29 protein-coding genes are annotated in these 26,897 nt (G+C 62.1%); 9 read left to right on the forward strand and 20 right to left on the reverse strand.

Features of this window, described 5'->3' with window-relative positions:
* Positions 1-73 precede the first annotated feature (73 nt).
* The 4 genes from lptE (at position 74) to IB241_RS14485 (ending at position 3,528) form a co-directional block, all read left to right on the forward strand.
* The gene (gene lptE, locus IB241_RS14470; RefSeq protein WP_192299027.1) at positions 74-679 is read left to right on the forward strand and encodes an LPS assembly lipoprotein LptE; all 606 of its coding nucleotides are present in this window, start codon (positions 74-76) and stop codon (positions 677-679) included.
* Between the two features lie 39 nt (positions 680-718).
* Positions 719-1,756, forward strand: a complete 1,038-nt coding sequence (gene holA, locus IB241_RS14475; RefSeq protein ID WP_192299028.1) for a DNA polymerase III subunit delta — start codon at positions 719-721, stop codon at positions 1,754-1,756.
* 220 nt (positions 1,757-1,976) lie between these two features.
* Positions 1,977-2,141: an alternative ribosome rescue factor ArfA gene (arfA, locus tag IB241_RS14480; RefSeq protein ID WP_003176285.1), complete on the forward strand. Its 165-nt coding sequence runs from the start codon at positions 1,977-1,979 to the stop codon at positions 2,139-2,141.
* Between the two features lie 61 nt (positions 2,142-2,202).
* Entirely contained in the window at positions 2,203-3,528 is a 1,326-nt protein-coding gene (locus IB241_RS14485) for a lytic murein transglycosylase (protein WP_192299029.1), read from the forward strand.
* A 125-nt stretch (positions 3,529-3,653) separates the two neighbouring features.
* On the opposite strand, the gene IB241_RS14490 is transcribed toward IB241_RS14485, so the two are convergent.
* The 13 genes from IB241_RS14490 to IB241_RS14550 form a co-directional block, all read right to left on the reverse strand.
* Positions 3,654-4,571, reverse strand: coding sequence for a S66 peptidase family protein (locus tag IB241_RS14490; protein ID WP_192299030.1), 918 nt, complete (start codon positions 4,569-4,571; stop codon positions 3,654-3,656).
* Between the two features lie 150 nt (positions 4,572-4,721).
* Positions 4,722-5,723, reverse strand: a complete 1,002-nt coding sequence (gene lipA / locus IB241_RS14495; protein ID WP_166794335.1) for a lipoyl synthase — start codon at positions 5,721-5,723, stop codon at positions 4,722-4,724.
* Between the two features lie 26 nt (positions 5,724-5,749).
* Entirely contained in the window at positions 5,750-6,397 is a 648-nt protein-coding gene (lipB, locus tag IB241_RS14500) for a lipoyl(octanoyl) transferase LipB (protein WP_192299031.1), read from the reverse strand.
* A complete protein-coding gene (locus tag IB241_RS14505) occupies positions 6,397-6,672 on the reverse strand; it encodes a DUF493 domain-containing protein (RefSeq protein ID WP_192299032.1) in 276 nt (91 codons plus the stop codon). The genes lipB and IB241_RS14505 overlap by 1 nt, the downstream gene beginning before the upstream one ends.
* Positions 6,673-6,755: 83 nt before the next feature.
* On the reverse strand, positions 6,756-7,913 hold the full coding sequence (locus IB241_RS14510; protein ID WP_192299033.1) for a D-alanyl-D-alanine carboxypeptidase family protein: 1,158 nt from the start codon (positions 7,911-7,913) through the stop codon (positions 6,756-6,758).
* 179 nt (positions 7,914-8,092) lie between these two features.
* Positions 8,093-9,091 carry a septal ring lytic transglycosylase RlpA family protein gene (locus IB241_RS14515; RefSeq protein WP_192299034.1) on the reverse strand — a complete coding sequence of 333 codons (999 nt, stop codon included), beginning with the start codon at positions 9,089-9,091 and terminating at the stop codon, positions 8,093-8,095.
* Positions 9,091-10,101, reverse strand: coding sequence for a lytic murein transglycosylase B (gene mltB / locus IB241_RS14520; RefSeq protein WP_192299035.1), 1,011 nt, complete (start codon positions 10,099-10,101; stop codon positions 9,091-9,093). The genes IB241_RS14515 and mltB overlap by 1 nt, the downstream gene beginning before the upstream one ends.
* Positions 10,102-10,118: 17 nt before the next feature.
* A complete protein-coding gene (rodA, locus tag IB241_RS14525; protein WP_050572452.1) occupies positions 10,119-11,222 on the reverse strand; it encodes a rod shape-determining protein RodA in 1,104 nt (367 codons plus the stop codon).
* 31 nt (positions 11,223-11,253) lie between these two features.
* Positions 11,254-13,152, reverse strand: coding sequence for a penicillin-binding protein 2 (gene mrdA, locus IB241_RS14530; RefSeq protein WP_192299036.1), 1,899 nt, complete (start codon positions 13,150-13,152; stop codon positions 11,254-11,256).
* Between the two features lie 15 nt (positions 13,153-13,167).
* Positions 13,168-13,635, reverse strand: a complete 468-nt coding sequence (rlmH, locus tag IB241_RS14535) for a 23S rRNA (pseudouridine(1915)-N(3))-methyltransferase RlmH (RefSeq protein ID WP_003176297.1) — start codon at positions 13,633-13,635, stop codon at positions 13,168-13,170.
* Positions 13,636-13,644: 9 nt separating this feature from the next.
* Positions 13,645-14,139, reverse strand: coding sequence for a ribosome silencing factor (gene rsfS, locus IB241_RS14540; protein WP_192299037.1), 495 nt, complete (start codon positions 14,137-14,139; stop codon positions 13,645-13,647).
* Between the two features lie 69 nt (positions 14,140-14,208).
* A complete protein-coding gene (gene nadD, locus IB241_RS14545) occupies positions 14,209-14,853 on the reverse strand; it encodes a nicotinate-nucleotide adenylyltransferase (RefSeq protein ID WP_120450098.1) in 645 nt (214 codons plus the stop codon).
* Positions 14,853-16,118 (reverse strand): glutamate-5-semialdehyde dehydrogenase, encoded by a 1,266-nt coding sequence (locus IB241_RS14550; protein WP_192299038.1) that lies wholly within the window; start codon positions 16,116-16,118, stop codon positions 14,853-14,855. The genes nadD and IB241_RS14550 overlap by 1 nt, the downstream gene beginning before the upstream one ends.
* 175 nt (positions 16,119-16,293) lie before the next feature.
* Between IB241_RS14550 and IB241_RS14555 the strand changes: the two genes are divergently transcribed.
* Positions 16,294-16,977: a DNA-3-methyladenine glycosylase gene (locus IB241_RS14555; RefSeq protein ID WP_192299039.1), complete on the forward strand. Its 684-nt coding sequence runs from the start codon at positions 16,294-16,296 to the stop codon at positions 16,975-16,977.
* A gap of 218 nt (positions 16,978-17,195) precedes the next feature.
* The gene (locus tag IB241_RS14560) at positions 17,196-18,512 is read left to right on the forward strand and encodes a bifunctional DedA family/phosphatase PAP2 family protein (protein WP_192299040.1); all 1,317 of its coding nucleotides are present in this window, start codon (positions 17,196-17,198) and stop codon (positions 18,510-18,512) included.
* Here IB241_RS14560 and IB241_RS14565 read toward each other — a convergent pair.
* Genes IB241_RS14565 through IB241_RS14575 form a run of 3 tightly spaced genes read right to left on the reverse strand, consistent with a single transcriptional unit; the run spans position 18,506 to position 20,187 of the window.
* Positions 18,506-19,099 carry an LON peptidase substrate-binding domain-containing protein gene (locus IB241_RS14565; RefSeq protein WP_192299041.1) on the reverse strand — a complete coding sequence of 198 codons (594 nt, stop codon included), beginning with the start codon at positions 19,097-19,099 and terminating at the stop codon, positions 18,506-18,508. The genes IB241_RS14560 and IB241_RS14565 overlap by 7 nt on opposite strands.
* Positions 19,100-19,120: 21 nt before the next feature.
* Positions 19,121-19,837, reverse strand: a complete 717-nt coding sequence (locus IB241_RS14570) for an LrgB family protein (protein ID WP_192299042.1) — start codon at positions 19,835-19,837, stop codon at positions 19,121-19,123.
* A complete protein-coding gene (locus IB241_RS14575; RefSeq protein ID WP_192299043.1) occupies positions 19,834-20,187 on the reverse strand; it encodes a CidA/LrgA family protein in 354 nt (117 codons plus the stop codon). Before IB241_RS14575 ends, IB241_RS14570 begins: the two co-directional genes overlap by 4 nt.
* 160 nt (positions 20,188-20,347) lie before the next feature.
* On the opposite strand from IB241_RS14575, the gene IB241_RS14580 reads away from it, so the two are divergent.
* The 3 genes from IB241_RS14580 (at position 20,348) to IB241_RS14590 (ending at position 23,297) form a co-directional block, all read left to right on the forward strand.
* Positions 20,348-20,803 carry a MaoC family dehydratase gene (locus IB241_RS14580; protein WP_003194496.1) on the forward strand — a complete coding sequence of 152 codons (456 nt, stop codon included), beginning with the start codon at positions 20,348-20,350 and terminating at the stop codon, positions 20,801-20,803.
* A gap of 105 nt (positions 20,804-20,908) precedes the next feature.
* Positions 20,909-22,627: a C13 family peptidase gene (locus IB241_RS14585; RefSeq protein ID WP_192299044.1), complete on the forward strand. Its 1,719-nt coding sequence runs from the start codon at positions 20,909-20,911 to the stop codon at positions 22,625-22,627.
* A gap of 28 nt (positions 22,628-22,655) precedes the next feature.
* The gene (locus IB241_RS14590; protein ID WP_192299045.1) at positions 22,656-23,297 is read left to right on the forward strand and encodes an oxidoreductase; all 642 of its coding nucleotides are present in this window, start codon (positions 22,656-22,658) and stop codon (positions 23,295-23,297) included.
* Positions 23,298-23,420: 123 nt separating this feature from the next.
* Here the strand turns inward: IB241_RS14590 and IB241_RS14595 are convergent, their stop codons facing one another.
* The 4 genes from IB241_RS14595 to IB241_RS14610 all read right to left on the reverse strand — a co-directional run bounded on the left by IB241_RS14595 (position 23,421) and on the right by IB241_RS14610 (position 26,830).
* Complete coding sequence (locus IB241_RS14595; protein WP_192299046.1) at positions 23,421-23,705, reverse strand: YceK/YidQ family lipoprotein; 285 nt, start codon at positions 23,703-23,705, stop codon at positions 23,421-23,423.
* Positions 23,698-24,327 carry a flavin prenyltransferase UbiX gene (gene ubiX / locus IB241_RS14600; RefSeq protein ID WP_017735613.1) on the reverse strand — a complete coding sequence of 210 codons (630 nt, stop codon included), beginning with the start codon at positions 24,325-24,327 and terminating at the stop codon, positions 23,698-23,700. The genes IB241_RS14595 and ubiX overlap by 8 nt, the downstream gene beginning before the upstream one ends.
* A complete protein-coding gene (gene mpl / locus IB241_RS14605; protein WP_192299047.1) occupies positions 24,324-25,673 on the reverse strand; it encodes a UDP-N-acetylmuramate:L-alanyl-gamma-D-glutamyl-meso-diaminopimelate ligase in 1,350 nt (449 codons plus the stop codon). Before mpl ends, ubiX begins: the two co-directional genes overlap by 4 nt.
* Before the next feature lie 104 nt (positions 25,674-25,777).
* Positions 25,778-26,830: a hypothetical protein gene (locus IB241_RS14610; protein WP_225595494.1), complete on the reverse strand. Its 1,053-nt coding sequence runs from the start codon at positions 26,828-26,830 to the stop codon at positions 25,778-25,780.
* Positions 26,831-26,897: the final 67 nt, after the last annotated feature.

Genomic DNA, 26,897 nt, shown 5'->3' on the forward strand with positions numbered 1-26,897 from the left:
GAGCTCGAGCCCGCGCCGAACTAAACCTTCAGGGCCTCGATAAGGCCCATCTGGTTTCAAGGGGAGCAACACAATGATCAAACGCAATCTGCTGGTGATGGGCCTGGCCGTACTGCTGAGCGCTTGCGGCTTCCAGCTGCGCGGCACCGGCACCAACGAGCTGGCAATCAAGGAACTGGACGTCAGCGCACGCGATGCCTACGGCGATACCGTCACCCAGCTGCGCCAGGTACTGGAAAACAGCGGCGTGCACGTCTACACCGGCGCGACGTACAAGCTGGTCCTGGTCAACGAGAAAGAAACCCAGCGTAACCTGAGCTACGCCAGCGCTGGCCGCGCGTCGGACATCGAACTGGCCACCGAGCTGAACATCGAAGTCCAGGGCCGCGATCACTTGCCATTGATGGGCGACAAGATCGTGGTACAGAAAATCGTCAGCCACGACGGCAACAACCTGGTCGGTTCGGACTCCGAGACCATCCAGGTCCGCAAGGAAATCCGTCGCGAGCTGGTACAACGTGTCGTCCTGCGTCTGCAGATGCTGACCCCGGAAAAACTCGAAACCTTGCAGCAAGCCGCTGACAACAAGGCCAAGGCTGAAGCCGACGCCCTGAAAGCGGCGCAGGAATACGAAGACAACACGCCGAAACAATCGCCTGTTGAAGTCCCTGTCGAGTAAGCCATGCGGGGCGCCCCAAGCGCCCCGTTCGCCCCGCCTATGAAACTCGCCCCCGCCCAACTCGCCAAACACCTGCAAGGTGGCCTTGCGCCTGTCTACATCGTCAGCGGTGATGACCCGTTGCTGTGCCAGGAAGCCGCCGACGCCATCCGCACCGCTGCGCGCCAGCAAGGTTTCGACGAGCGCCAGGTGTTTGCCGCCGACGCCAGTTTCGACTGGGGCACGTTGCTGCAGGCCGGTGCGAGCATGTCGCTGTTTGCCGAAAAGCGCCTGTTGGAACTGCGCCTGCCTTCGGGCAAGCCGGGTGACAAAGGCGCGGCCGCCTTGATGGAATACTGCTCACGCCCCGCCGAAGACACGGTGCTGCTGATCAGCCTGCCCAAGCTTGACGGCAGTGCGCAGAAAACCAAGTGGGGCAAGGCGCTGGTGGAGGGTCCGCAAACCCAGTTCATCCAGATCTGGCCGGTGGACAGCAATCAATTGCCGCAGTGGATTCGTCAGCGCCTGTCCCAGTCGGGGCTATCGGCGACGCAAGACGCCGTGGAGCTGATTGCCGCGCGCGTCGAGGGCAACTTGCTGGCCGCCGCCCAGGAGATCGAAAAGCTCAAGCTGATGGCCGAAGACGGGCAGATCACTGTCGAAACCGTACAGGGTGCGGTGGCTGACAGTGCCCGGTTTGACGTGTTCGGGCTGGTGGATGCGATCCTCAATGGCGAACCTGCCCACGCCTTGCGCATGCTCGAAGGCCTGCGCGGCGAAGGCGTGGAGCCGCCGGTGATTCTCTGGGCCCTGGCCCGGGAGCTGCGGGTATTGGCCAATATTGCCCTGCAATACAGCCAGGGCACGCCGCTGGACAAGTGCTTCAGCCAGGCCCGACCGCCCGTGTGGGACAAGCGCAAGCCCCTGATGAGCAAAGCCCTGCAACGGCACTCGGCGCAACGCTGGGCGCAACTGTTGCTGGAGGCCCAGCGCATCGATGCACAGATCAAGGGCCAGGCGGCGGGTTCGCCATGGATGAGCTTGAGCCGGTTGTCGCTGCTGATGGCCGGACAACGCCTGACATTGCCTGCCGAATAACCCCTCCCTCAAAAACACCACAGTCCAATGTGGGAGCGGGCTTGCTCGCGAATGCGTTGGGTCAGTCACTTGGTCTATAAACTGACACTCCGCATTCACGAGCAAGCCCGCTCCCACAGTTTTAACCGTGTCTACCTTTCCTACATTTCGCCGGGCTTTACAGTAGCGTAACTTCGGCAGATGATTTGCACCGCTCCAACCCACCCAGAGAGTATCAAGCATGAGCAAAAAGCCATCCAAGCATGGCCCCAACAAGGCCAAATCCATCATCGCCCAGCCACTGTTCCGCAGCCGTCAGGAACGCGCCGGCAAGGGCAAAGGCAGCTACCGCCGCGAAGCCTTCCAGTCTAATAGCTGGGAGGCTTCTTACTTTCTGGCTGCCTGAAGGCAAGCGCCCCTTCGGCATGATAAGGTCTGCACCTGATTTGTAATCCCTGGACCTGTGCATGCCCTCTTGTCTTTCCCGTCGTTGGCACCTTCGCCAGCTGATCGCTGCCTCCAGCCTCATTCTGCTCGTCGCCTGCGCGGAGAAACCCACCGCCGCGGACGCTCAACCCCTGCCCAAACTCCAGGCCGCACCGGTCGCGGCACCTGCCGTCGTGGCGCCCCTGGCCGTCGACAACCTCGACATACAGCCGACCCAGACCTTTGCCGAATGGCAGGCCGCTTTCCGCGAGCAAGCGTTGAAAGCCGGGATCACCCCCGCCGTCTTTGATAACGCCTTCGCCAATGTCACGCCGGACATGGCGGTGATCCGTGCCGACCGCAGCCAGCCGGAGTTTTCCCGTCCGGTGTGGGAATACCTCGACGGCGCCCTGTCAGCTCTGCGCGTGCGCAACGGTCAGGCGCTGCTGATCAAGCACGCCGACATCCTGCAACGCATCGAAGAACGCTACGGCGTCGACCGCCAGGCACTGGTCTCGGTGTGGGGCATGGAGAGCAACTTCGGCCAGTTCCAGGGCAACAACTCGGTGATCCGCTCACTGGCAACCCTGGCCTACGAAGGTCGTCGCCCGGCGTTTGCCCAGGCGCAATTGCTGGCCGCATTGCAGATCATCCAGCACGGCGACATCCAGGCCGACCAGATGAAAGGCTCCTGGGCCGGCGCCATGGGCCAGACCCAGTTTATCCCGACCACCTACAACACCCACGCCGTCGACTTCGATGGCGACGGCCGCCGCGACATCTGGAACAGCCCGGCCGACGCCCTCGCCTCCACCGCCCACTACCTGCAAAGCTCCGGCTGGCAGAAAGGCCAGCCGTGGGGCTTTGAGGTCAAACAACTGCCGACGAATTTCGATTACGCCCTGGCCGACGGCGGTGTGCGCAAGACCGTGGCCGAATGGATGAAACTCGGCGTGCAGCTGCCGTTTGGCGCAAGCATGCCGCCGAACGTCGAGCAACTGTCTGCCGCCCTGCTGTTGCCGGCGGGTTACCGTGGCCCGGCGTTCCTGGTGCTGGATAACTTCCGCGCGATCCTCAAGTACAACAACTCGTCGTCCTACGCGTTGGCAGTAGGCCTGTTGTCGGAGCGCTTTGGCGGCGGCGGCGTGATTCGGGGCGATTGGCCAAAGGATGAGCTGCCACTGAGTCGCTCCCAGCGCATCGACCTGCAGACGGCGCTGAGCGCCAAGGGGTATGACGCGGGCAACCCGGATGGGATTATCGGTGCCAATACACGCAAGGCGATCCGTGCGGCGCAGCAGGCGCTGGGATGGCCCGCGGATGGGTATCCGACGGTGAAACTGCTGGAGTCTTTGCAGAACCGCTAGATCTGCTTATGGCTACTGCCGCTATCGCAGGCAGGCCAGCTCCCACATTCAACCGCATTCCAAAGGATGTACAGGGTTGAATGTGGGAGCTGGCTTGCCTGCGATAGCGGCATCACAAGCAACAACTATTTAAAGACCACATCCTGTTCCAACACCACCCGCTGCTCCCCCGCATCCAACCGCACCAACGCGCCCATCGGCAGCGTCAGGTTCGGATCACAATGCCCACTGCGCCAACCGGCCAACACTGGAATGCACAGCGGTTCAAAGGTCTGCTTGAGCAACCGCTCCAGCGCCATGCCGTCCACACCCGCCACATCGCCCACCAGCACCCCCGCCACCTGGGCCAGCTTGCCTGCCAGGCGCAGGTGTGTGAGCAAGCGGTCGATGCGGTAAATCGGCTCGTTGACGTCCTCGATCAGCAGGATGATGCCCTCGGCATCGATTTCGTATGGCGTCCCCATCACCGCTGCGATCATCGACAAGTTCCCCCCCAGCAAGCGCCCACAAGCGATGCCAGGTGCAATCGTGGTCAACGGGTAGGCCACCGGGTGCGCCAGCACGCTGCCGGCGCCGAGATCGCCGCGCAGCAGGCCCAGTAGCGAAGACTCGGTCGGCGGTTGCTTGCCGCCCAGCAGGTCGGCATTGAGCATCGGCCCGTGGAAGGTCACAAAGCCGGCGTAGCGGCTGATCGCCAGGTGCAGGGCGGTGATGTCGCTGTAGCCCACAAACGGTTTGGGATTGGCGCGCAGCAGGTTGAAATCCAGGCCATCGAGCAGACGTGGCGTACCGTAGCCGCCGCGCAGGCAGAAGATGGCGTCGATCTCAGGGCTGGCGAAGGCGGCGTGGAGGTCGCGCAGGCGCACTTCATCGCTGCCGGCGAGGTAGCCGTCGCGCTCGTAGACGCCAGGGAAGATGTGCAGGTCGTAGCCTCGGGCGCGCATCCATTGGCCGGCTTTTTCGACGTCCAGTGCGGCAGGGCCGGCGGGGGCGATCAGGGCGATGGTGCCTTCTGGTCGCAACGCAGGTACGGCAATGCTCATCCACAATTCTCCCTAAATAACGCAGAACGAAATGTGGGAGCGGGCTTGCCTGCGATGCAGGCACCTCGGTGTATCAGTCGCACCGAGGTGATGCTATCGCAGGCAAGCCAGCTCCCACACAAGCCCACTCCCAAATTTGAGCAGCGATATTTACGAAACCAGGCTCGCCTTGACCAGTTTGGCCTGCTCGTCAGCGTGGTACGAAGAACGCACCAACGGGCCCGACGCGACGTTCTTGAAGCCCATCTTGTAGCCTTCCTCGGCGAACCAGGCGAAGGTGTCCGGGTGCACGAAACGTTGCACCGGCAAGTGGCTGCGGGACGGTTGCAGGTACTGGCCCAGGGTCAGCATGTCGATGTCGTGTTCGCGCATGCGCTTCATGACTTCGATGACTTCTTCGTCGGTCTCGCCCAGGCCCAGCATCAGGCCGGATTTGGTTGGGATGTGCGGCATCATCTGCTTGAATTTCTGCAGCAGGGTCAGCGACCACTGATAGTCCGACCCCGGACGCGCCGCCTTGTACAGGCGTGGCACGGTTTCCAGGTTGTGGTTGAACACATCCGGCGGCTCGGCGGCGGTGATTTCCAGCGCCACGTCCATGCGGCCACGGTAGTCCGGAACCAGGGTTTCGAGCATCACGTTCGGCGACAGCTTGCGGATCTCGCGGATGCAGTCGGCAAAGTGCTGGGCACCGCCGTCACGCAGGTCGTCGCGGTCAACGGAGGTAATCACCACATACTTGAGGCGCAGGTCGGCGATGGCGATGGCCAGGCTTTCCGGCTCGTTGACGTCCAGTGGCTTCGGTCGGCCGTGGCCCACGTCGCAGAACGGGCAACGACGGGTGCAGATGTCACCCATGATCATGAAGGTGGCGGTGCCGCCGGAGAAACACTCACCCAGGTTCGGGCACGAGGCTTCTTCGCACACGCTGTGCAGCTTGTGCTTGCGCAGCAGGGCCTTGATACGGTCGACTTCCGGCGAAACCGGGATGCGCACGCGAATCCAGTCGGGTTTCTTCGGCAGTTCGGTGGTCGGAATGATCTTCACCGGGATGCGTGCAACCTTCTCGGCGCCGCGCAGCTTGACGCCGGCTTCCACCTTGGCACGCGGGGCCGGGGCCGGACGTTCGGTAACGTCCACCGTCGGGATCATGGTTTGCACTGCATCAGTAGTCATAATCAGTCGATTCCGCCCGTAAGGGTCGTCTGCTCAGCATAGTCGAGGTGTTTGACGAGCTGCGCACGCAGCCGGGCACTTACCTCGGCAAATTTAATCGGTGTGGCGTGTTCGCTCAGCTGGGTCATCGCCAGCCCGGCATAGCCGCACGGGTTGATCCGGCGAAACGGTGCGAGGTCCATGTCCACGTTCAGGGCCAGGCCATGAAACGAACAACCGTGGCGAATCCTCAAGCCCAGGGAGGCGATTTTCGCGCCATCCACATACACGCCCGGGGCATCGGGCTGGGCCGCAGCGCTCACGCCGTAGCTGGCCAAAAGCTCGATCAGGCAAGCCTCCATGCGGCTGACCAGATCACGCACGCCAAACCCCAGCTTGCGCACATCCAGCAAGAGGTATGCGACAAGTTGTCCGGGGCCATGGTAAGTCACTTGGCCACCTCGGTCGACCTGCACCACCGGAATATCCCCCGGCACCAGCAGGTGCTCGGCCTTGCCGGCCTGGCCCTGGGTAAACACCGGCGGGTGTTCGACCAGCCAGATTTCGTCCGGGGCCGACGTACCGCGCTCGTTGGTGAACCGCTGCATGGCATGCCAGACCGGCTCGTAGGCCATCTGGCCGAGCTCGCGAAAGCCCAGGACGCCTGGCATCAAAGCACCATGTGCACGAAGCCGGTGGCCCGCAGTTCGCTGTTGATGTCGTAGAGCTGGTCTTGACCGGTCGCAACGATGTGCAACTGGATCGTGGTGTATTTACCGTTGGTGCTCGAACGCTCGTCCACCCGGTTGTCGTTGATCGTCGCGTGTTTACGCACGATCTCGATAATCTTGTCTTTGTTGCCCACGCCGGTATCGCTGATCACTTTGACGGGATAGTCCGTCACTGGGAATTCGATCTTTGGCGCCTTTACTTCGGTATCGGTCATGGCGTAACGGCCTCGTAAGCGTAAGCCTTGGCGACGACAAAGCCCCGCGTCGGATCAACGCGGGGCTTTGCAGATGCTCAGTGTCAGTTGAACAAGCCGTAGAAGAATAGACGGATGCTATCCCACACGCGGCGGAAGATGCCACCTTCGTCGACGGCGTCCAGCGCGATCAGGTCGGCGCTGTGCACCACCTTGTCGTCCAGCTTCACTTCGACTTTACCGATCACATCACCCTTGGCGATTGGAGCAACCAATTGCGGGTTCATGGTCATGCTGGCGGCGAGCTTTTTCAGCTGGCCTTTTGGCATGGTCAGGGTCAGGTCTTCAGCCAGGCCGGCCTTGACTTGGTGGGTCGCGCCCTTCCAAACCGGCGCCTGTGCCAGTTCGGCACCCTTCTGGTAGAAGGTCTGGGTTTCGAAGAAACGGAAACCGTAGGTCAGCAGTTTTTGCGTCTCGGCCGCACGGGCCTGCTCGCTGTTGGTGCCGAAGACCACGGCGATCAGGCGTTGGCCATCACGTACGGCGGACGACACCATGCAGTAACCGGCTTCGTCGGTGTGACCGGTTTTCAGGCCATCGACGGTCTTGTCACGCCACAGCAACAGGTTGCGGTTAGGTTGCTTGATGTTGTTCCAGAAGAATTCTTTCTGGGAGTAGATCGCGTAGTGCACCGGGTCGACACGAATGATCGCGCGCGCCAGGATCGCCATGTCGTGAGCCGACGAGTAGTGCTCCGGGTTCGGCAGGCCGGTCGGGTTCATGAAGTGGCTGTTGGTCATGCCCAGGTCAGCGACGGTTTTGTTCATCATGTCGGCGAACGCATCTTCGCTGCCGGCGATGTGCTCGGCCAGGGCCACGCTGGCATCGTTGCCGGACTGGATGATGATGCCGTGCAGCAGGTCGCTGACAGTCACCTGCGAGCCAACCTTGATGAACATCCGCGAACCGCCGGTGCGCCAGGCGTTTTCGCTGACGGTCACTGGATCGTTTTCGCCGATCTGGCCGCGACGGATTTCCAGGGTCGCGATGTAGGCGGTCATCAGCTTGGTCAGGCTGGCTGGGGGCAGACGCTGGTCACCGTTGCTCTCGACCAGCACGTTGCCGCTGGCGGCATCCATGAGGACCCAGGCCTTGGCAGCCAGTTGCGGGGAAGCCGGCACCATTTCGACCGCCCAGGCGGCCGGGGTGATGATCAGCGAAAGAAGCAGGCACGTGCGTTTGGCTAAGGTGGTGATGTTCATCCGTCTCTCGAAATTGCTTATGGAAACTTGCCCTCTCGGGCAAAACTTATTCAGACAGCCCGCTACCAGACTGTCGCGTGTTCGGTTGCCCGCTCACCCCTTGCCCCTGGGTTTTATTGTTCAACGAGCCAACAACCACGGCTCAGGCACGCATGCGCGCCCGAGCCATCAATCCTCTGTTATTCGGCGGTGACCACGCTGGGTTGCCCCAGGTTGGCCAGACGCACACTGTTCTGTACTTGCGCGACTTCGCTTGGCGAGCTGATCGGGCCCATGCGCACGCGGTGCAGGGTCTGCTGGTTACGCACGATGGAGCTGATGAAAACCGGCGCGTTGACCATGCCGCTGAGTTTCGACCTTAACAGCTCTGCCGCATCCGGGTTGGCGAAAGCGCCCACCTGCAGGTATTGCCCGCCCGCAAGCGAGGCGCCAGGCGCGGCCCGCGGTACAACCACGGTGTCCGGTGCGTGTTGCTGCGGCGGTGGCGTCCACTGTTCGATCTTGCCAGCCGACGCGTTGACTTGCGGTTGCTGGGTGGTCGGCTCATTGAGCATCAACGGCGCCGGCTTGCCACGCTGGGCCCAGTATTGCGCCGGGTCGATGCCTTCGACCTTCACCCGCGCCGTGCCGGTTTCGGCATAGCCGAGCTTCTTCGCGGCGGCGTAGGACAGGTCGATGATGCGATCCGAATAGAACGGCCCACGGTCGTTGACCCGCAGGATCACCGTGCGGTTGTTGTCCAGGTTGGTCACCCGTACATAGCTGGGCAGCGGCAAGGTCTTGTGGGCCGCGCTCATGCCGTACAGGTCATACACTTCGCCGTTGGCGGTGTTCTGGCCATGGAACTTGGTGCCGTACCAGGACGCCGTGCCCGATTGCACGTAGGTCTTGGATTCTTGCAACGGGAAGTAATTCTTGCCCAGCACGGTATACGGGTTGGCCTTGTAGGGCCCGGTGTGCAGGGTTGGCGTGGCATCCGGGATTTTCGAGACATCGACGTCCCACCACGGCGCGCCGTCTTTGTGCGCGCGGTTGATGTCCAGGCCCGGCTGGGAACGGACTACCGCCCCCCCGGACTTCTGCGCCGGACCTCGGCTGGTGGAGCAACTGACAACCAGCAAGGACAACGCGGCAAACGCCACCAGCTTGAGCGGTTTGTTGATCGGCGATACCCGCATTACTTGTTGCCCCGTGCTTGGACCAGCATGTCTGACAGCTGATGCACGGCCATGGCGTACATCACACTGCGGTTATAACGCGTGATTGCGTAGAAATTCTTCAGGCCCATCCAGTATTCCGGGCCGTTTTCGCCCTCAAGACGGAATGCCGTGACCGGCATATCATCAGGCAGCGCATTCTGACTCGACCAGCCCAGCGCCCGCAACTCCCCGACCGTCTTGGCCGGCTCGATGCCCTGGGTCAGGCCTTCATCGGCGCGCTCCCCGCTGACATCCGCGCGGATCACCACAGGTTCGCCGGCCACCCAGCCATGACGCTTGAAGTAGCTGGCCACGCTGCCGATGGCATCGTCCGGGTTACTCCAGATATTGATATGCCCGTCGCCGTCAAAGTCCACTGCATAGGCGCGAAAACTGCTCGGCATGAACTGCGGCAAGCCCATCGCACCGGCGTAGGAGCCCTTGAGGGTCAACGGGTCGACCTGCTCTTCGCGGGCCAGCAGCAGGAACTCGCGCAGTTCCTTGCGGAAGAATTCGGCGCGCGGCGGGTAGTCGAAGCCCAGGGTCGACAACGCGTCGATCACCCGGTAACTGCCGGTATTGCGCCCGTAAAAGGTTTCAATGCCAATGATCGCCACGATGACCTGGGCTGGCACGCCGTATTCCTGCTCGGCGCGGGCCAGCACCGCTTCGTGCTGGCGCCAGAAGTCCACGCCCCGCGCCACACGGGCGTCGGTGAGGAACATCGGGCGATATTCCTTCCACTGCTTCACGCGTTCGGCCGGGCGGGAGATGGCGTCGAGGATCGCCTGCTTTTTCTGGGCCTCGCGAAACACGCCCATCAGCTGTTCGCCGGCAAAACCGTAGTCGCGGGTCATTTCACCGACAAATTCGGCGACCTGGGGTGAACCATCGTAGTCACCGGCCTGCGCCTCTTGCGTTGCGCCCAGCAGGCCAATCAGGCCCATCCAGGACGCGTGCCGAGTCGCCCAGCCGCGCATTACTTGCATTGACATCTTCACCTTATTCAAACCTGTGCGATCCATTTGCGATGCGTATGAATCGACATCAAAACCCCAAACGCTGACAGCAATGTCACCAGCGAAGTTCCGCCGTAGCTAATGAACGGCAACGGCACCCCAACCACCGGCAGCAGGCCACTGACCATACCGATGTTGACGAAAACGTAAACAAAAAAAGTCATGGTCAAGGCGCCGGCCAGCAGTTTGCCGAACAGCGTCTGCGCCTGGGCGGTGATCACCAGGCCGCGACCAATCAACAGCAGGTAGATCAGCAACAGCGCGCAAATGCCCACCAGGCCGAACTCTTCGCCCATCACCGCAATAATGAAGTCGGTATGGCTTTCCGGCAGGAAGTCCAGGTGCGACTGGGTGCCGAGCAGCCAGCCCTTGCCGAACACGCCGCCGGAGCCGATGGCGGCCTTCGACTGGATGATGTTCCAGCCGGTGCCCAGCGGATCGCTTTCCGGGTCGAGGAACGTGAGAATCCGCTGCTTCTGATAGTCGTGCATAAAGAAGAACCACATGGCGATCGCCACGGGCACGGCGGCGGCCAGCACGCTGAGAATCCAGCGCCAGCGCAAGCCGCCCATGAACAGCACGAACGCACCGCCCGCGAGAATCAGCAGCGAGGTGCCGAGGTCGGGCTGGCGCACAATCAGGATGAACGGTATGCCGATCAGGATCAGGCTGATACCCACGTGCTTGAGCTGCGGCGGCAAGGTGCGCTTGGACAGGTACCAGGCGATGGTCGCCGGCATCAGGATCTTCATGAATTCCGACGGCTGGAAGCGAATCACCCCCGGAATGTTGATCCAGCGGGTCGCGCCCATGGCGTTGTGCCCCATCACATCCACCACCACCAGCAGCAGCACACCGGCCACATAACCGAGCGGCACCCAGCGCGCCATGAATCGCGGCTCCAGCTGGGCAATCACCACCATCGACAACAGGCCCAGGCCGAACGACGACGCTTGCTTGATCAGCAGGTCCCAGTTCTTGCCGCTGGCCGAATACAGGACAAACAGGCTGCCGGCCGCCAGGGTCAGCAGCAGGATCAGCAACGGGCCATCGATGTGCATGCGTTGCAACAACGTCGCGCGGCGACGCATCACATCCTCGCTGGAGAGGATGCGGTCAAAATTACTCTTCACTGGCCGTAACCTCGGTGCTTGAAGGGGGGCCGCCATATTCGGGCTTTAGCCTGCCGTCGTCGGCCAACAGCCAGGCGTCCATCACTTGGCGCACCACGGGGGCGGCGACACCGGAGCCGGACTCGCCGTTCTCGACCATCACCGCGACCACGATCTTCGGATCATCCGCCGGCGCGAAGCCGACAAACAAGGCGTGGTCACGGTGGCGCTCCTGGACCTTGGAGCGGTCATACTTCTCGCCCTGCTTGATCGCGACCACCTGGGCCGTACCACTCTTGCCGGCGATGCGGTATTGCGCGCCAATCGCCGCCTTGCGCGCGGTGCCACGGGCGCCGTGCATCACTTGCTGCATGCCGTGGTTGACCTTGGTCCAGTCAGACGGGTCGCGCAGCACGATGTCGGCAATCGGGTTTTCGTCCACCGGTTTCTCGCCTTCGATGGTCTTGGCCAGGTGCGGACGGTTCCAGATGCCTTTGTTGGCCACCAGCGCGGTGGCCTGGGCCAGTTGCAACGGCGTGGCCTGCATGTAGCCCTGGCCGATCCCGAGGATCAGGGTTTCGCCGGGGAACCAGGCCTGGCGGCGGGTCGCGCGCTTCCATTCCCGCGATGGCATCAGGCCAGGGGATTCTTCGAACATGTCCAGGGAGACTTTCTGGCCAAGGCCGAACTTGCCCATGTAGGCAGAGAGGCGGTCGATCCCCAGCTTGTGGGCCAGGTCGTAAAAATAGGTGTCGTTGGAGCGCATGATCGCGGTGTCCAAATCGACATAGCCGTCACCGGTACGGTTCCAGTTGCGGTATTTGTGATCGTAGTTGGGCAGCATGTAGTAGCCCGGGTCGAACACCCGGCTGGAGGCCGTGACCACGCCCGCGTCGAGCCCGGCAATCGCCACCGCCGGCTTGATCGTCGAGCCCGGTGGATACAGGCCGCGCAACACGCGGTTGAACAGTGGCCGGTCGATCGAATCGCGCAACTCGGCATACGCCTTGAAGCTGATACCAGTGACAAACAGGTTGGGGTCGAAACTCGGCTGGCTGACCATCGCCAGCACTTCGCCCGTTGCCGGGTCCAGCGCCACGACGGCACCACGCCGCCCGCCCAGGGCCATCTCCGCCGCTTCCTGCAGCTTGATGTCCAGGCTCAACACGATGTCCTTGCCCGGCACCGGGTCGGTGCGTTTGAGCACCCGCAGCACACGGCCACGGGCATTGGTCTCGACTTCCTCGTAACCCACCTGGCCGTGCAGTTCCGGCTCGTAGAAACGCTCGATGCCGGTCTTGCCGATATGGTGGGTGCCGCTGTAATTGACCGGATCGAGGCTTTTCAGCTCTTTCTCGTTGATCCGCCCCATGTAGCCGACGGAGTGGGCAAAGTGCGGCCCTTGCGGGTAATGCCGTACCAACTGCGCCACCACTTCCACACCTGGCAAACGGAACTGGTTCACCGCGATCCGGGCGATCTGCTCTTCGGTCAACTCAAACAGGATCGGCACCGGCTCAAATGGCCGGCGCCCCTGCTTCATGCGTTTTTCGAAGACCACCCGGTCTTCCGGGGTCAGTTGCAGCACTTCGACGATCACATCGAGGACCTGCTGCCAATCGCCGGAACGCTCGCGGGTCATGCTCAGGCTGAAGCTGGGCCGGTTGTCCGCGACCACCACGCCATTGCGGTCGAAGATCAGCCCACGGGTCGGTGGAATCGGCTGCACATGCACCCGGTTGTTTTCCGACAGCGTGGAGTGATAGTCGTACTGGATCACTTGCAGGAAATACAGGCGCGCGATCAGCACGCCGATCAACCCCACCACCAGAAACGCACCAAACACCACGCGAGCGCGTACCAGACGTGCGTCTTTCTCGTGGTCCTTGATGCGGATCGGCTGGGTCATCGGGAGGGGCGCAGGCTATTTGTGGTAAGGGTGCCCGGACAGGACTGTCCAGGCGCGATACAGCTGTTCACCGATCAGAATCCTTACCAACGGGTGCGGCAACGTGAGCGCCGACAGCGACCAGCGCTGGTCCGCCCGCGCACAGACTTCCGGCGCCAGCCCCTCGGGGCCACCGACCATGAAGTTGACCGTGCGCGAATCCAGGCGCCAGCGATCCAGTTCCACCGCCAACTGCTCGGTGCTCCAGGGTTTGCCGTGCACCTCGAGGGTGACAATGCGCTCGTTGGGGCCGACCTTGGCCAACATGGCTTCGCCTTCCTGACGGATAAAGCGCGCCACATCGGCATTCTTGCCCCGGGTATTGAGCGGTATCTCCACCAGTTCCAGCGACAGCTCGGCGGGCAGACGCTTGGCATACTCGTGCCAGCCTTCTTCTACCCACTTGGGCATGCGTGAACCGACAGCAATCAGACGCAGGCGCACAGCCGTTCCTTATTCCTGGTCTTTGTTCAGCTTGTCGAAGTGCGCGTGGCCCACTTCCGGGCTGTGGTGCTTGCCATCGGCGGCACGGCTCTGCTCGGCGCCTTTCCACAGACGCTCGAGGTCGTAGAACTGACGGGCGCTGGCGGTCATCATGTGAACGATCACGTCGTCCATATCCAGCAGGACCCAGTCGCTGTCGCCCTTGCCTTCTTCACCCAGCGGCTTGACGCCTTGGGCTTTGACGGCTTCGCGGACTTTATCGAGCATCGCGCCGATCTGACGGTTCGACGTACCGGTGGCGATGATCATGAAGTCGGTGATGCTTTGCTTGTCACGCACGTCCAGCACCTGGATGTCCTGGGCCTTGACGTCTTCCAGGGCCGCCACGGCGACTTTGACCAGCTCTTCGCCAGCCAGCTCTGGGCCAACGTGGGCTTCAACCGGCAGCGGGGCGCTTTTGAAGGTGCCTTTGCGCTTAACTTTGCTTACGTCTTTGTTCGTCATATAAAACTCGTTTTGCTCGTATGTTCGGGTGCTCGCTGTACGACTGTTCGTACGTTCAAGCACGCCTTTTCAGTTCGACGCACGGTAAAGCCCGTGCGCATCGATGTAGGCCAGGACCGCGTCAGGCACCAGGAAACGTACCGACTTACCGCTGGCCAGCAGTTGACGGATCTGGGTGGCGGACACCGCAAGCGGGGTCTGCCAGACGAATGCAATATTCCCGTTCGGCCCGGTCAGGGCCAAGGGGTCACTTACCGACCGCGCGGCCAGCAGGTTGCGCAAGGCATCCGGCGGTTCGCTGTCGGCATCCGGGCGTTGCAGAACCAGGATGTGGCAATGCTGGAGGAGTTCCTCCCAGCGATGCCAAGAGGGCAGGCCGCAAAATGCGTCCCAGCCCAGAAGCAAAAACAACTGGTCATCGGCGGCCAGTTCGGCGCGCATCAGCTCCAGGGTGTCAACAGTGTAGGACGGTTTATCGCGCTTGAGCTCACGGTCGTCCACCACCAGCGGCGCGATGCCTTCAACGGCAAGGCGCACCATTTCCAGGCGCTGCTGCGGCGACACCTGCGGTGTATCGCGGTGCGGCGGCCGGAAATTGGGGATCAGGCGCAACTCATCCAGCGCGAGGGCATCCGCGACTTCCAGGGCACTGCGCAAATGGCCGATGTGCACGGGGTCGAAAGTACCGCCGAGCAGCCCGATGCGTTTAGCCATCAAGTGCGCACGTGACCGTCGCCGAACACCACGTACTTCTCGCTGGTCAGGCCTTCGAGGCCAACCGGGCCGCGGGCGTGGAGCTTGTCGGTGGAAATACCGATCTCGGCGCCCAGGCCATACTCGAAGCCGTCGGCAAAACGCGTCGAGGCGTTGATCATCACCGAAGCGGAGTCCACTTCGTTGAGGAAACGCCGCGCATCGCTGAAATGCTCGGAGACGATCGCGTCGGTGTGCTTGGAGCCATAGGTGTTGATGTGCTCGATGGCCTCGTCCAGGTCATCGACGATCTTGATCGACAGGATCGGCGCAGTGTATTCGGTGTACCAGTCCAGCTCGGTCGCCTCGATCACGTCCGCGCCGAGCAGCGCGCGGGTACGCTCGCAACCACGCAATTCCACACCTTTATCCCGGTAGATGGCAGCCAGCGGCGGCAGCACGCGCTCGGCAATGCCGGCGTGCACCAGCAGGGTTTCCATGGTGTTGCACGGGGCGTAGCGGTGGGTCTTGGCGTTGTCGGCGATGCGGATCGCCTTGTCGATGTCGGCAGCGATGTCGATGTACACGTGGCACACGCCGTCCAGGTGCTTGATCACCGGCACCTTGGCATCACGGCTGACGCGCTCGATCAGGCTCTTGCCACCGCGCGGCACGATCACGTCGACGAATTCCGGCATGGTGATCAACGCGCCAACAGCGGCGCGGTCGGTGGTTTCCACCACTTGCACCACTTCGGCCGGCAATTCGGCCACGGCCAGGCCCTGCTGGATGCACGTAGCAATGGCGCGATTGGAGTTGATGGCTTCGGAGCCGCCACGCAGGATAGTGGCGTTGCCGGACTTGAGGCACAGGCTCGCAGCGTCGATGGTCACGTTCGGACGCGACTCATAGATGATGCCGATCACGCCCAGGGGCACGCGCATCTTGCCGACCTGGATGCCGGACGGCAGGTAGCGCATATCGCGGATTTCACCGATGGGGTCAGGCAGCTTGGCCACCTGACGCAGGCCTTCGATCATGTCGTCGATACGTGCCGGGGTCAGCGCCAGGCGGTCCAGCAGTGCCGGCTCCAGGCCATTGGCGCGGCCGTTGGCCAGGTCCAGTTCGTTGGCGGCGCTGAGCTCGGAGCGCGAGGCATCCAGAGCGTCGGCGGCCGCCAGGAGGGCGCGATTCTTCTGCGCAGTGCTCGCACGGGCGATCAACCGCGAGGCCTGACGGGCAGCGCGACCCAGGCGGGTCATGTAGTCAAGAACGGACTCAGTCATAGTCAGGGAGTCTTGGCAGGGAGGAAAGCGGCAGATTATAGCTGTGACGCCGCTCGACTGACAGCGGTGAGGGGCGGATGGTCGAAATGAACTGTAAAAACCTGGGGTTCAGCGGTAATTAAGGTGGGAGTTGTTACTATTCCGTCACTTTTAGCCGTATCAACCCCTGACCGCCATGCCCAATTCAGCCACCCGACGCCCCGCCAGCGCCCTGCCCGACAGCTTCTTCGACCGTGACGCGCAGATTCTCGCGCGGGAATTGCTCGGAAAAGTCATACGTCATCGTGTCGGTGAAATCTGGCTTTCGGCGCGAATTATCGAAACCGAAGCCTATTACGTGGCCGAAAAAGGCAGCCACGCCTCACTCGGCTACACAGAAAAGCGTAAGGCTTTGTTTCTGGACGGTGGGCACATCTACATGTACTACGCCCGTGGCGGTGATTCGCTGAACTTCAGCGCCCAGGGGCCGGGCAATGCCGTGCTGATCAAATCGGCTTATCCATGGGTCGATGAACTGTCCGGGCCAGCGAGCCTGGCGCAGATGCTGCTGAACAACCCCGATGCCAATGGCAGCCCGCGCGCCGCGCAAAAGCTGTGTGCGGGCCAGACGCTGTTGTGCAAGGCGCTGGGATTGAAGGTGCCGATGTGGGATGCCAAACGCTTCGACCCGCAGAATCTCTACGTTGAAGACGTAGGCCAGGTGCCGACGCAGACCATCCAGACCACCCGCCTGGGCATCCCCAGCGGCCGCGACGAGCACCTGATGTATCGCTTCGTCGATGCGGGCTACGCGCCTTATTGCACACGGAACCCGCTGCGCAGGGGCCAGGTCGAAGGTCGCGATTATTTTTTGATGTGAACTGATTGGCCAGTTATGCCTGCTGAACATAAATTCGCAGGCACAGCAGACCCCATGTGGGAGCGGGCTTGCTCGCGAAAGCGGTGGCTCAGTCACCGATTTTATCAACCGATACACCGCTTTCGCGAGCAAGCCCGCTCCCACAGTTTGATCTTCAGTGTTTCGGGCTACGCATTACCAAGCGCGCAAGCTGAATAGAATAGATGGAGTGGATTTGTATGGGCCAATGGCTCGATAGCGTCACCGGCTGGCTGACCCTCAACCCCGAATGGCTGGCGGCGGCAGTGTTTATCGTCGCGTGCGTGGAGTGCCTGGCCATCGCCGGGTTGATCGTGCCGGGCACGGTGATGCTGTTTGCGATCGCCGCACTCGCCGGCAGCGGTGCACTGTCATTGAGTGAAACCCTGTTGCTGGGCTTTCTCGGCGGCTTGCTCGGCGACGCAATTTCCTACTTCCTTGGCCGACACTTCCATCAGAACATCCGGCGCCTGCCCGGCCTGCGCCATCATCCTGAATGGATGAACGCTGCCGAGAGTTACTTCCACAAGTACGGCATTGCCAGCCTGCTGGTCGGACGTTTTATCGGCCCCTTGCGCCCTATGCTGCCGATGGTTGCCGGCATGTGCGACATGCCGCTCCCCCGCTTCGTCGCCGTGAGTATTCTGGCGGGCGCTGGCTGGTCGGTGGCCTACCTGCTGCCCGGCTGGGCGACCGGTGCGGCGTTGCGCCTGCCATTGCCGGAGGGATTCTGGCCGGAAGCGGCGGTTGTCGCGGCATCTATCGCCATATTGCTGGGACTGAGCCTGAACAGCAGCCTGCGCGGCCATCGGCGGGCCACGCTGTGGGTGGGTTGCGCCAGCCTGACGCTGTTGATCGCGCTGTTTATCGGCTACCCCCACCTCAATGACTTCGACCAGGGCCTGATCGCGCTGGTACAAGAGCACCGCAGCCCATGGCTGGACGAAGTGATGGTGCGGATCACCCAACTGGGTGAATTCAAGAAGATGTTCGTTGCCAGTGCGATCTTCACCGGCTTGCTGCTGCTGGCCCGGCAATGGCGCCATGCGGTGTTTGTCGGCGCCACGCTGGCCGGCGCCGCCGTGATCAACACCGCCGCCAAGTTGTTTTTCGCCCGTGGCCGCCCGGAGATCCTCACCGACCCGCTGACCAGCTTCAGCATGCCCAGCGGCCATGCGTCGGGCTCTTTCGCATTTTTCCTGGCGCTGGCGATGCTGGCCGGCCTTGGGCAACCGACACGACTGCGCATGACCTGGCTCCTGCTGGGCTGCATTCCCGCCGCGTTCATCGCCTTGTCGCGGGTCTACCTGGGCGTGCACTGGCCGACCGACATCCTCGCCGGTACCCTGCTGGCGATGAGCGTCTGCGCCTTCAGCCTGAGCCTCAGCCAGCAGCGCAGCCCACTGCCAGCCTTGTCGCGCAAAGCCTGGTGGTTACTGTTGCCGGCCATCGTCGCGGTACTGAGCTTTATCGCCCTCACCGGCACGCCTCACGCGCTGCTGCGATACGCCTATTGAGTGAAGAGCTCGCCCTGCAACTCGTCGAGCAACATCTGGATCGCATCCAGGCGCTGCTGCGGATCGTCGAGTTGCAGCAGGTCGATCTTGTCGGCCTCGGTGAACGGCAGTAGATAGGCCAACTGGTTGCCCAGGGCTTGCTGGCCGTCGGCGTGGGTGTCCATGTCCAGCGAGGCCACCATCGGATGCTCGGCCAGCGCCTGGAGCAACGCCAGCAGGTCGGCATCCTCCTCTTCCAGCGGCTGGTCCGGCGCCTCGTCCAGCCATTGCACCTCGGCCAGCAGCAACTGGTCCTTCTGCACCCCGGCATCAAGCACGCGGAAACGCCGCCCGCCTTCGACACGAATCCCCAGCAGGCCGTTGTCCTGTTGCTTGAAGTCGCGGATCAACGCTTCGCAGCCAATCAACGCGTAGCCATCCGGGGCCAGGCCCACTTCCTTGCCGTCGAGGATGCACACCACGCCGAAGCTTTCGCCCTTTTTCATGCAGCGGCTGATCATGTCCAGATAGCGCGCCTCGAACAGTTGCAAGTCGAGGGTGCAGCCAGGGAACAACACGGTATTGAGCGGAAACAGCGCCAGACTCATAAAGGTTTCCTTAAACCCGGTTTAAACGATCACCGACACAGCCAGCGGCAGGAACACCGCCGTAGCCACGCCCATCAGACTCATGGCCAGCGCCGCAAAGGCACCGCACTCTTCACTTTCCTGCAATGCCACCGAGGTGCCGACGGCGTGGGCAGTCATGCCCAGTGCCATGCCGCGCGCCTCGGGACTGTGCACCCCCAGGCGCGACAACAGCGCCGGGCCGACCATTGCGCCGACCACGCCGGTGATCAGCACAAACACCGCGGCCAAGGCCGCCACGCCGCCGATCTGCTCGGCCACCAGCATGGCAATCGGCGACGTCACCGACTTGGGCGCCATGGTCATCAGCATCATGTGCTCGGCGCCAAACCACCAGCCCAGCAGCACACACAGGCCGGTGGCCAACACCCCGCCTATCACCAGCGTAGTAAAAATCGGCCAGAACAATTGACGAATGCGCCGCAGGTTCAGATAAAGCGGCACCGCCAGCGCCACGGTCGCGGGGCCGAGCAAGGTGCCCATGATCTCGGTGCTCTTGCGGTACTCGGCGTAACTCAGGCCACAGGTGAGCAAGATGCCGATCACCAGCAGCATGGACACCAGCACCGGCTGCAGGAAGATCCAACGGGTTTTCTCGAAACCGGCCAGCACCAACTGATAGGCGCCGAGGGTAATACCAATGCCGAACAAGGGGTGGTGAATCACTGCGGCCCACGCGCCGTGCCAGTCGAAGATCATTGATCCTTCTCCTTGCGCTTGACCATGCGCTGCATCAGCACACCGACAAACCCCATGGCGATCACCAGCGACAGCACCAGCGCGCCGACGATGGCCCAGAAGTCCGCCGCGATGTCCTTGGCATAGACCATCACCCCCACCGCCGGCGGCACCAGCAGCAGCGGCAGATAACGCAGCAGGCTGCCGGCCGCCAGGCTCAGGGGCTCGCCGACTTCGCCAGTGCAGATCAGGAAGCCGAGCAGCAGCAGCAAGCCGATAATCGGCCCCGGCAATATCGGCAGCAGCAAATGGTTGATCGCCGTGCCGATCAATTGGAACAGCACCAGCCATGTCAGCCCACGTAACAGCATCCGTTCTCTCCCCCGTCAAAACCCGCCCGCATTATAAGCACGCCCGCCCTATGCTCCGGCATTCGCCAAAAGCATGGTGGGTTGACCGAGCCTGTTGCCCATGATGATCTAAGATGGATTTCGCCTACCTATAAAAACCGATGAACCAAGGAGAGACGCAATGCCCTATGTACCTGTAGCGCAGCTCAAAGATTATGTCGGCAAGGAACTGGGACGTTCCGAATGGCTCACCATCGACCAGGCGCGGATCAACCTGTTCGCAGAGGCCACCGGCGATCATCAGTTCATCCATGTCGACCCGGTCAAGGCCGCGCAAACCCCGTTTGGCAGCACGATTGCCCACGGTTTCCTGTCGCTGTCGCTGATGCCCAAGTTGATGGAAGACATCCTGATCATGCCCGAAGGCCTGAAAATGGCCGTCAATTATGGCCTGGACAGCGTGCGCTTTATCCAGCCGGTCAAGGTCAATTCCAAGGTGCGCCTGAACGTGACGCTGACGGACGTCACCGAGAAAAAACCCGGCCAATGGCTGTTCAAGGCCACGGCGACCCTGGAAATCGAAGGCCAGGAAAAACCCGCTTACATCGCCGAGTCGCTGTCACTCTGCTTCGTATAAGCCCGGCCCTGTGATGAGGCACTGAAACTCATCACAGGGTATGTAAATTTATGTATGAACCTCGCGGCTGCGGCATACTCGGCGCTCAATTATCCGGATCCCGCTATGCGCCCACTTGCTCCCCTTGCCCTTGCCCTGTTGCTCACCGCTTGCGGAGACGGCGAATCGCTGTTGCCGCCCGATGCGCGCCTGCCCGATGGCGGCCGCTACCGGGGTGATGTGGTCAATGGTTTGCTGCAAGGCCAGGGCCGCGTCGACTACCCCAATGGCAGCTGGTACGCCGGCCAGTTCGACAACGGCCAGTGGCACGGCCTGGGTGAATGGCACGGCAGCAACGGCGAAGTCTACAAAGGCGAGTTCCAGCAAGGCCTGTTCGACGGCCAGGGCAGCCTGACCACGCCGGGCAGCAGCTATGTCGGTGGTTTCAAGCGTGGCCGACGCAACGGCGAAGGCACCCTCAAAGAGGGGCAGATGACCTATCGCGGCGAATTCAAGGATGACCAGTACTCCGGCCTCGGGCGCCTGGAGTTGGCCGATGGCAGCCAATACCAGGGCCAGTTCGCCCACGGTAAGCCCAATGGCGAAGGCCAGCGCAACGACGACAGCGGCAACCAGTTCAGCGGCCACTTCGTCGATGGTCAGCTCGAAGGCAATGGCACTTTCAATAGCGCCGACGGCGACATCTATGTGGGCCAGTTCAAACAAAACCAGCTCAACGGCAAGGGCCGTTATGAAAACGCCGACGGCGACGTGTGGATCGGCCAGTTCAAGGAAGGCGCGCTGAGTGGCAAAGGCGAGTTGATCGGCGTGGACGGCAGCCACTATGTCGGCCAGTTCAGCGATTGGCGCTTTACCGGCGAGGGCCGCCTGAACCTCACCGACGGCAGTTTCTATATCGGCGGCTTCGACAGCGACAACTACCAGGGCCGCGGCACTCTCGTGCTGACCGACGGCACCGTGCAAGCCGGCACCTGGGTCAACGGCATGCGCGTGCGCGACGCCGACGGCAAACTGCTCCCCGACCCACTGGAAATCGGCGTACTGGCCCAAGGCCAATTGCTCGATGCCGCCCTCGCCGCCGTGCCCGCCTCCACCCCCGCCGTCGAGCTGTACACCCTGGTGCTGGCCGGCGATGGTAAACAAAGCGTGTTCCTGCGTGAGGCCGATTACGTCAGCAACATGCTCGCCACCCGCTTCGGCGCGCGCGGGCAGATCCGCCTGGTCAACCACCGTGACCATATCGCCGACCGCCCCCTGGCCACCCGTGAAAGCCTGCGCCGCGCCGTGCAGACCCTGGCCGAACGCACCGGGCCGGAAGACCTGGTGTTTATCTACATGACCAGCCACGGTACCCATGAACACGAACTGGTGCTGGACCAGCCGCGCATGGAGCTGGCTGACTTGCCGGCCGACGAACTGGCCGCCGTGCTCGCACCGCTGAAAAACCGCGACAAGGTCATCGTGATTTCCGCGTGTTATTCCGGCGGGTTTATCCCGACGCTGAAGGATGAGCGTACCCTGATCATGACCGCCTCGCGCGCCGACCGGGTGTCCTTCGGTTGCTCCGAAGAAGCCGACTTCACCTATTTCGGCGACGCCCTCTTCGCCCAGGCCTTCAACCAGACCGACGACCTGCAGCAAGCCTTCAAACTGGCGCAACTGCATGTCAGCGAACGCGAACAGGCAGACAACTTCGAAGCTTCGGAACCGCAGATCTGGGCGCCGAAAGGCGTGATCGCCCACTGGCAGTTATTACGCAAACAGCAGGCACGAAAGGCGCTGGAAAGCGTCTCAATGAATAGCAAGGAAGCCAAAGGCAACTAAGCTGTAACGTGTAACAGGGGGAAACACCATGTACCTGACGCCTCAACATATCCTGCTGGCCGGAGCTACCGGCCTGACCGGCGAACACCTGTTGGATCGCCTGCTCAATGAACCCACCGTGACCCGCGTGCTGGCGCCCAGCCGCAAGCCACTGGCCGAACACCCGCACCTGGAAAACCCGGTGGGCGACCCGGCGGTGGTTTTGCCGCAATTGAGCGGGCGCGTGGACATTGCCTTCTGCTGCCTGGGCACCACCATCAAGAGCGCGGGCTCCGAAGAAGCGTTCCGCGCAGTTGACCTGGACCTGGTGGTGGCTTTCGCCAAGCGTGCACGGGAACTGGGCGCGCGCCACCTGATCGTGATCAGCGCGATTGGCGCCGACGCGAAATCCTCGATCTTCTACAACCGTGTCAAAGGCGAGATGGAGCAGGCGCTGAAAGCCCAAGGCTGGCCGCAGTTGACCATCGTGCGGCCCTCGCTGTTGCTGGGTGAACGCCTGGAACCGCGCCTGGCCGAACAACTGGCGGGGCCGTTGTCGCGGCTGATTCCGGGCAAATACCGTGGTATTGAAGTATGCGAACTGGCCCGGGCGATGTGGCGCCTGGCGCTGGAAGAGCAGGATGGTGTGCGGGTGGTGGAGTCGGATGAGTTGCGCAAACTCGGCAAGTGATTTCGCGGTGGCTGGGCGGGCCTCTTCGCGGGCAAGCCCGCTCCCACAGCGGATCAGGTTCACACCGTTCAAATGTGGGAGCGGGCTTGCCCGCGAAGAGGCCAGCACAGGCACCCACTTCTCTTAAAGACCGCCCGTGGCGTTGAAGCCAACCCCCAGCACCGTCAACACCGACAGCGGCAACAACAGCGTGTCGAGCAACGCACTGGCCGGCAGATCCACGCCGGGATAACTCGGCGCTTGCGCGCCAAACCGATCCTTGGCGCAACAGCCGCCGTTCATGGCATACAGATCCAGGCGCGTGCCGGCATACACCACCGGCGCGCCGGGTTGCGCCGCATCCAACGTGCGCGCCGTGGCGCACCCCGTCAGGTGCAACGCGACAACCAACATCAGCGCCTTATTCATCGCTGCTCAGATGATGCTCACCCCATCGCGGCAGCATGTCCTGGGGAATGTTCAGCAGATTGAGGATGCGCGCCACCACGAAATCCACCAGGTCATCGATGGTCTGTGGCTGGTGATAGAAACCCGGCGACGCGGGCAAGATGGTCACGCCCATGTTCGACAACTTGAGCATGTGCTCCAGGTGAATGCTCGAATATGGCGCCTCGCGCGGCACCAGGATCAACTGGCGACGTTCCTTCAAGGTCACGTCCGCCGCGCGCTCGATCAGGTTGTTGCACGCGCCCGTGGCAATCGCCGACAAGGTGCCGGTGGAACACGGCACCACCACCATCGCCGCCGGCGCGCCGGAGCCCGAGGCCACCGGCGACATCCAGTCTTCCTTGCCGTAGACCTTGATCTGCCCCGCCGCCGCACCGGTGTACTCGGTGAGGAACGCCTGCATCATCTGCACCTTCGGCGGCAGCGCGACGTCGGTCTCGGTCGCCATCACCAACTGCGCAGCCTTGGAGATCAGGAAGTGCACCTCACGGTCCTCGCGCACCAGGCAATCAAGCAAGCGCAAGCCGTAAGGCGCGCCGGAAGCACCGGTCATCGCCAGGGTGACGCGTTCCGGGCCACTCATTTCAGGGCCTCGGCCAGTTTGCCGTGCAGGCCGCCGAAGCCGCCGTTGCTCATCACCACCACGTGGGTACCGGGCTTGGCTTGCTGTTTGACGTGTTCAATGATGCCTTCGATGGAATCGCAGACCGTCGACGGCACGGTGCACAACGCAGCGATCGCCGGCAGGTCCCAACCGAGGTTGGCCGGCGCGTACCAGACGGCCTCGTCGGCATCGTTGACGCTTTCCGGCAGGCCATCGCGGTGCGCACCAAGCTTCATGGAATTGGAGCGCGGCTCGACAATCGCGATGATCGGCGCATCGCCCACGCGTTTGCGCAGGCCGTCCAGGGTGGTGGCAATCGCCGTCGGGTGGTGGGCAAAGTCGTCGTAGATGGTAATCCCATTCACGTCGGCGACTTTTTCCATGCGCCGCTTCACGCTCTTGAATGCGCTCAACGCCGCAATGCCCATCGACGGCACCACGCCCACGTGCCGTGCGGCTGCCAGCGTGACCAGGGCGTTGGCAACGTTGTGCTGGCCGGTCATGTCCCACTCGACAACGCCCTGGGCCTGGCCTTCGAACAGCACTTCAAATCTGGAACCGTCTTCGCTGAGCAACTTGACCTGCCACTGCCCGCCCGCGCCGGTGGTTTGCACCGGGGTCCAGCAGCCCATTTCGATCACGCGCTGCAAGGCGGGCTCGGTGGTGGGGTGAATCACCAGGCCTTCGCTCGGGATGGTGCGCACCAAATGGTGGAATTGCCGCTCAATGGCTGGCAGATCCGGGAAGATGTCCGCGTGATCGAACTCAAGATTATTCAGGATCGCCGTGCGCGGGCGGTAGTGGACGAATTTGGAGCGTTTGTCGAAGAAGGCGCTGTCATATTCATCCGCTTCAATCACGAAGAACGGCGTATCGCCCAGGCGCGCCGACACCGAGAAGTTCTGGGGCACGCCGCCGATCAGGAACCCCGGGCTCATGCCGGCATGTTCCAGCACCCAGGCCAGCATGCTGCTGGTAGTGGTCTTGCCGTGAGTACCGGCGACTGCCAGCACCCAGCGACCTTGCAACACATGATCGGCCAGCCATTGCGGGCCCGACACATACGGCAAGCCTTTGTTGAGCACGTATTCGACCGCCGGGTTGCCACGGGACATGGCATTGCCGATCACCACCAGGTCCGGGACCGGGTCGAATTGCACCGGGTCGTAACCTTGGGTCAACTCAATGCCCTGGGCCTGCAGTTGCGTGCTCATGGGCGGGTAAACGTTGGCATCGGAGCCTGTGACGTGATGGCCCAGTTCCTTGGCCAGAACCGCCATCGAGCCCATGAACGTGCCGCAAATACCGAGAATATGAATGTGCATAGTCGACCTCGTAAAACATCGAGGCAGGTTAGCGCAGGAGGGGGGAAATCGCACTCTTTATACGGGTAGGAGCGCAGCAGGCGCTCCCACCGGCGGCGAACACTTCAGACCTTGGCTAGCGCCTGTTCTTCATTTTCACTTTGTTTGATGGCCGCGAACACGCGCAACTTTTCATACGACTCGGCCATCCGCTCAAAGCGCTTTTCAATCAGCTCGAGACGCCCCTTGGCATCGACTGGAGGTGTCATGCCAGGTTTATAGGGTTTGAAAATAATGCCGTTCTGACGAGTGGCCTTTTTAAGCTGCTGCTCTGATACATCGAGCAGTTTCTCCAGGTTACCCAGACGCCCAGGCTCATCTTTTGGCCAACTTTCATTTTTAGTGAACACACTCTTGGTATCACCAAGAATGAACATCACCGTGGAAGCCATTCCTAACAGTTTGGTCTCGGCGTCCTCCAGTTGCGCGCCGAGGGTCGTTTCCGCTGGGGCAGGCGACTGCACTGCCTTGGGCGCGGTCGCGGCGCTCGGCAAAAACGGCGGCGGCAGCACGCCCGGAGCGTACGTCGCCTTGATCGACTCCCCGGCGGCCACGGAGCCAGCATAGGCTCCCACGTTGACCGGCGCACTGACGATGCCGGTAATGCCGGCACTGATAAAGGCATCCCGCGCAACCTGGCTGGCTTTGGGCGCCGAGGAAATCACGCCGGCCTTGACCAGGCTGTCCGCATCGATAAGCCGCTTGGCCGCCTCGGCAACGCTGATTTTCGGCGTTTGCTTGGACAGGCTGGCCAACAGCAACGCGTCATTTTGTTTGACCTTATTGGCATGAATCACCGCGCTCGCCACGTTCTGGAAGCGGTTGATCGGGGTCGGCAGCCCTGAACCGGACGGCTTGTTCGACGGCTTCGGCTTAGGGGGTGGTGACACGGTAGGCTTGGGAGGGACCTGTGGTTTTGGCGGCACGACCACGGGTGGCGCCGCCGACGACTTACTGCCGAACAACGAAAAAATGCCTTTGTCTTTTATACCGCGCTTGCTGCGCGCCAAAGGCTGTGCGGTGGTATCGCTGTTGCGCACCACCGTCGGCGCCGCAGGTTTATCGATAGTTGCCGACAGCTGGGGAATATACGCAAGCGTTGGAGTTGTAATTATCATCGTGTTCACCCGAGTGATTTTTATTAAATGAAAACACCTTGAGCAGTTGCCCTAATTGAGTGAATAA

It is taken from the genome of Pseudomonas sp. PDM05, from assembly GCF_014851685.1.
Taxonomy (GTDB): Bacteria; Pseudomonadota; Gammaproteobacteria; order Pseudomonadales; family Pseudomonadaceae; genus Aquipseudomonas.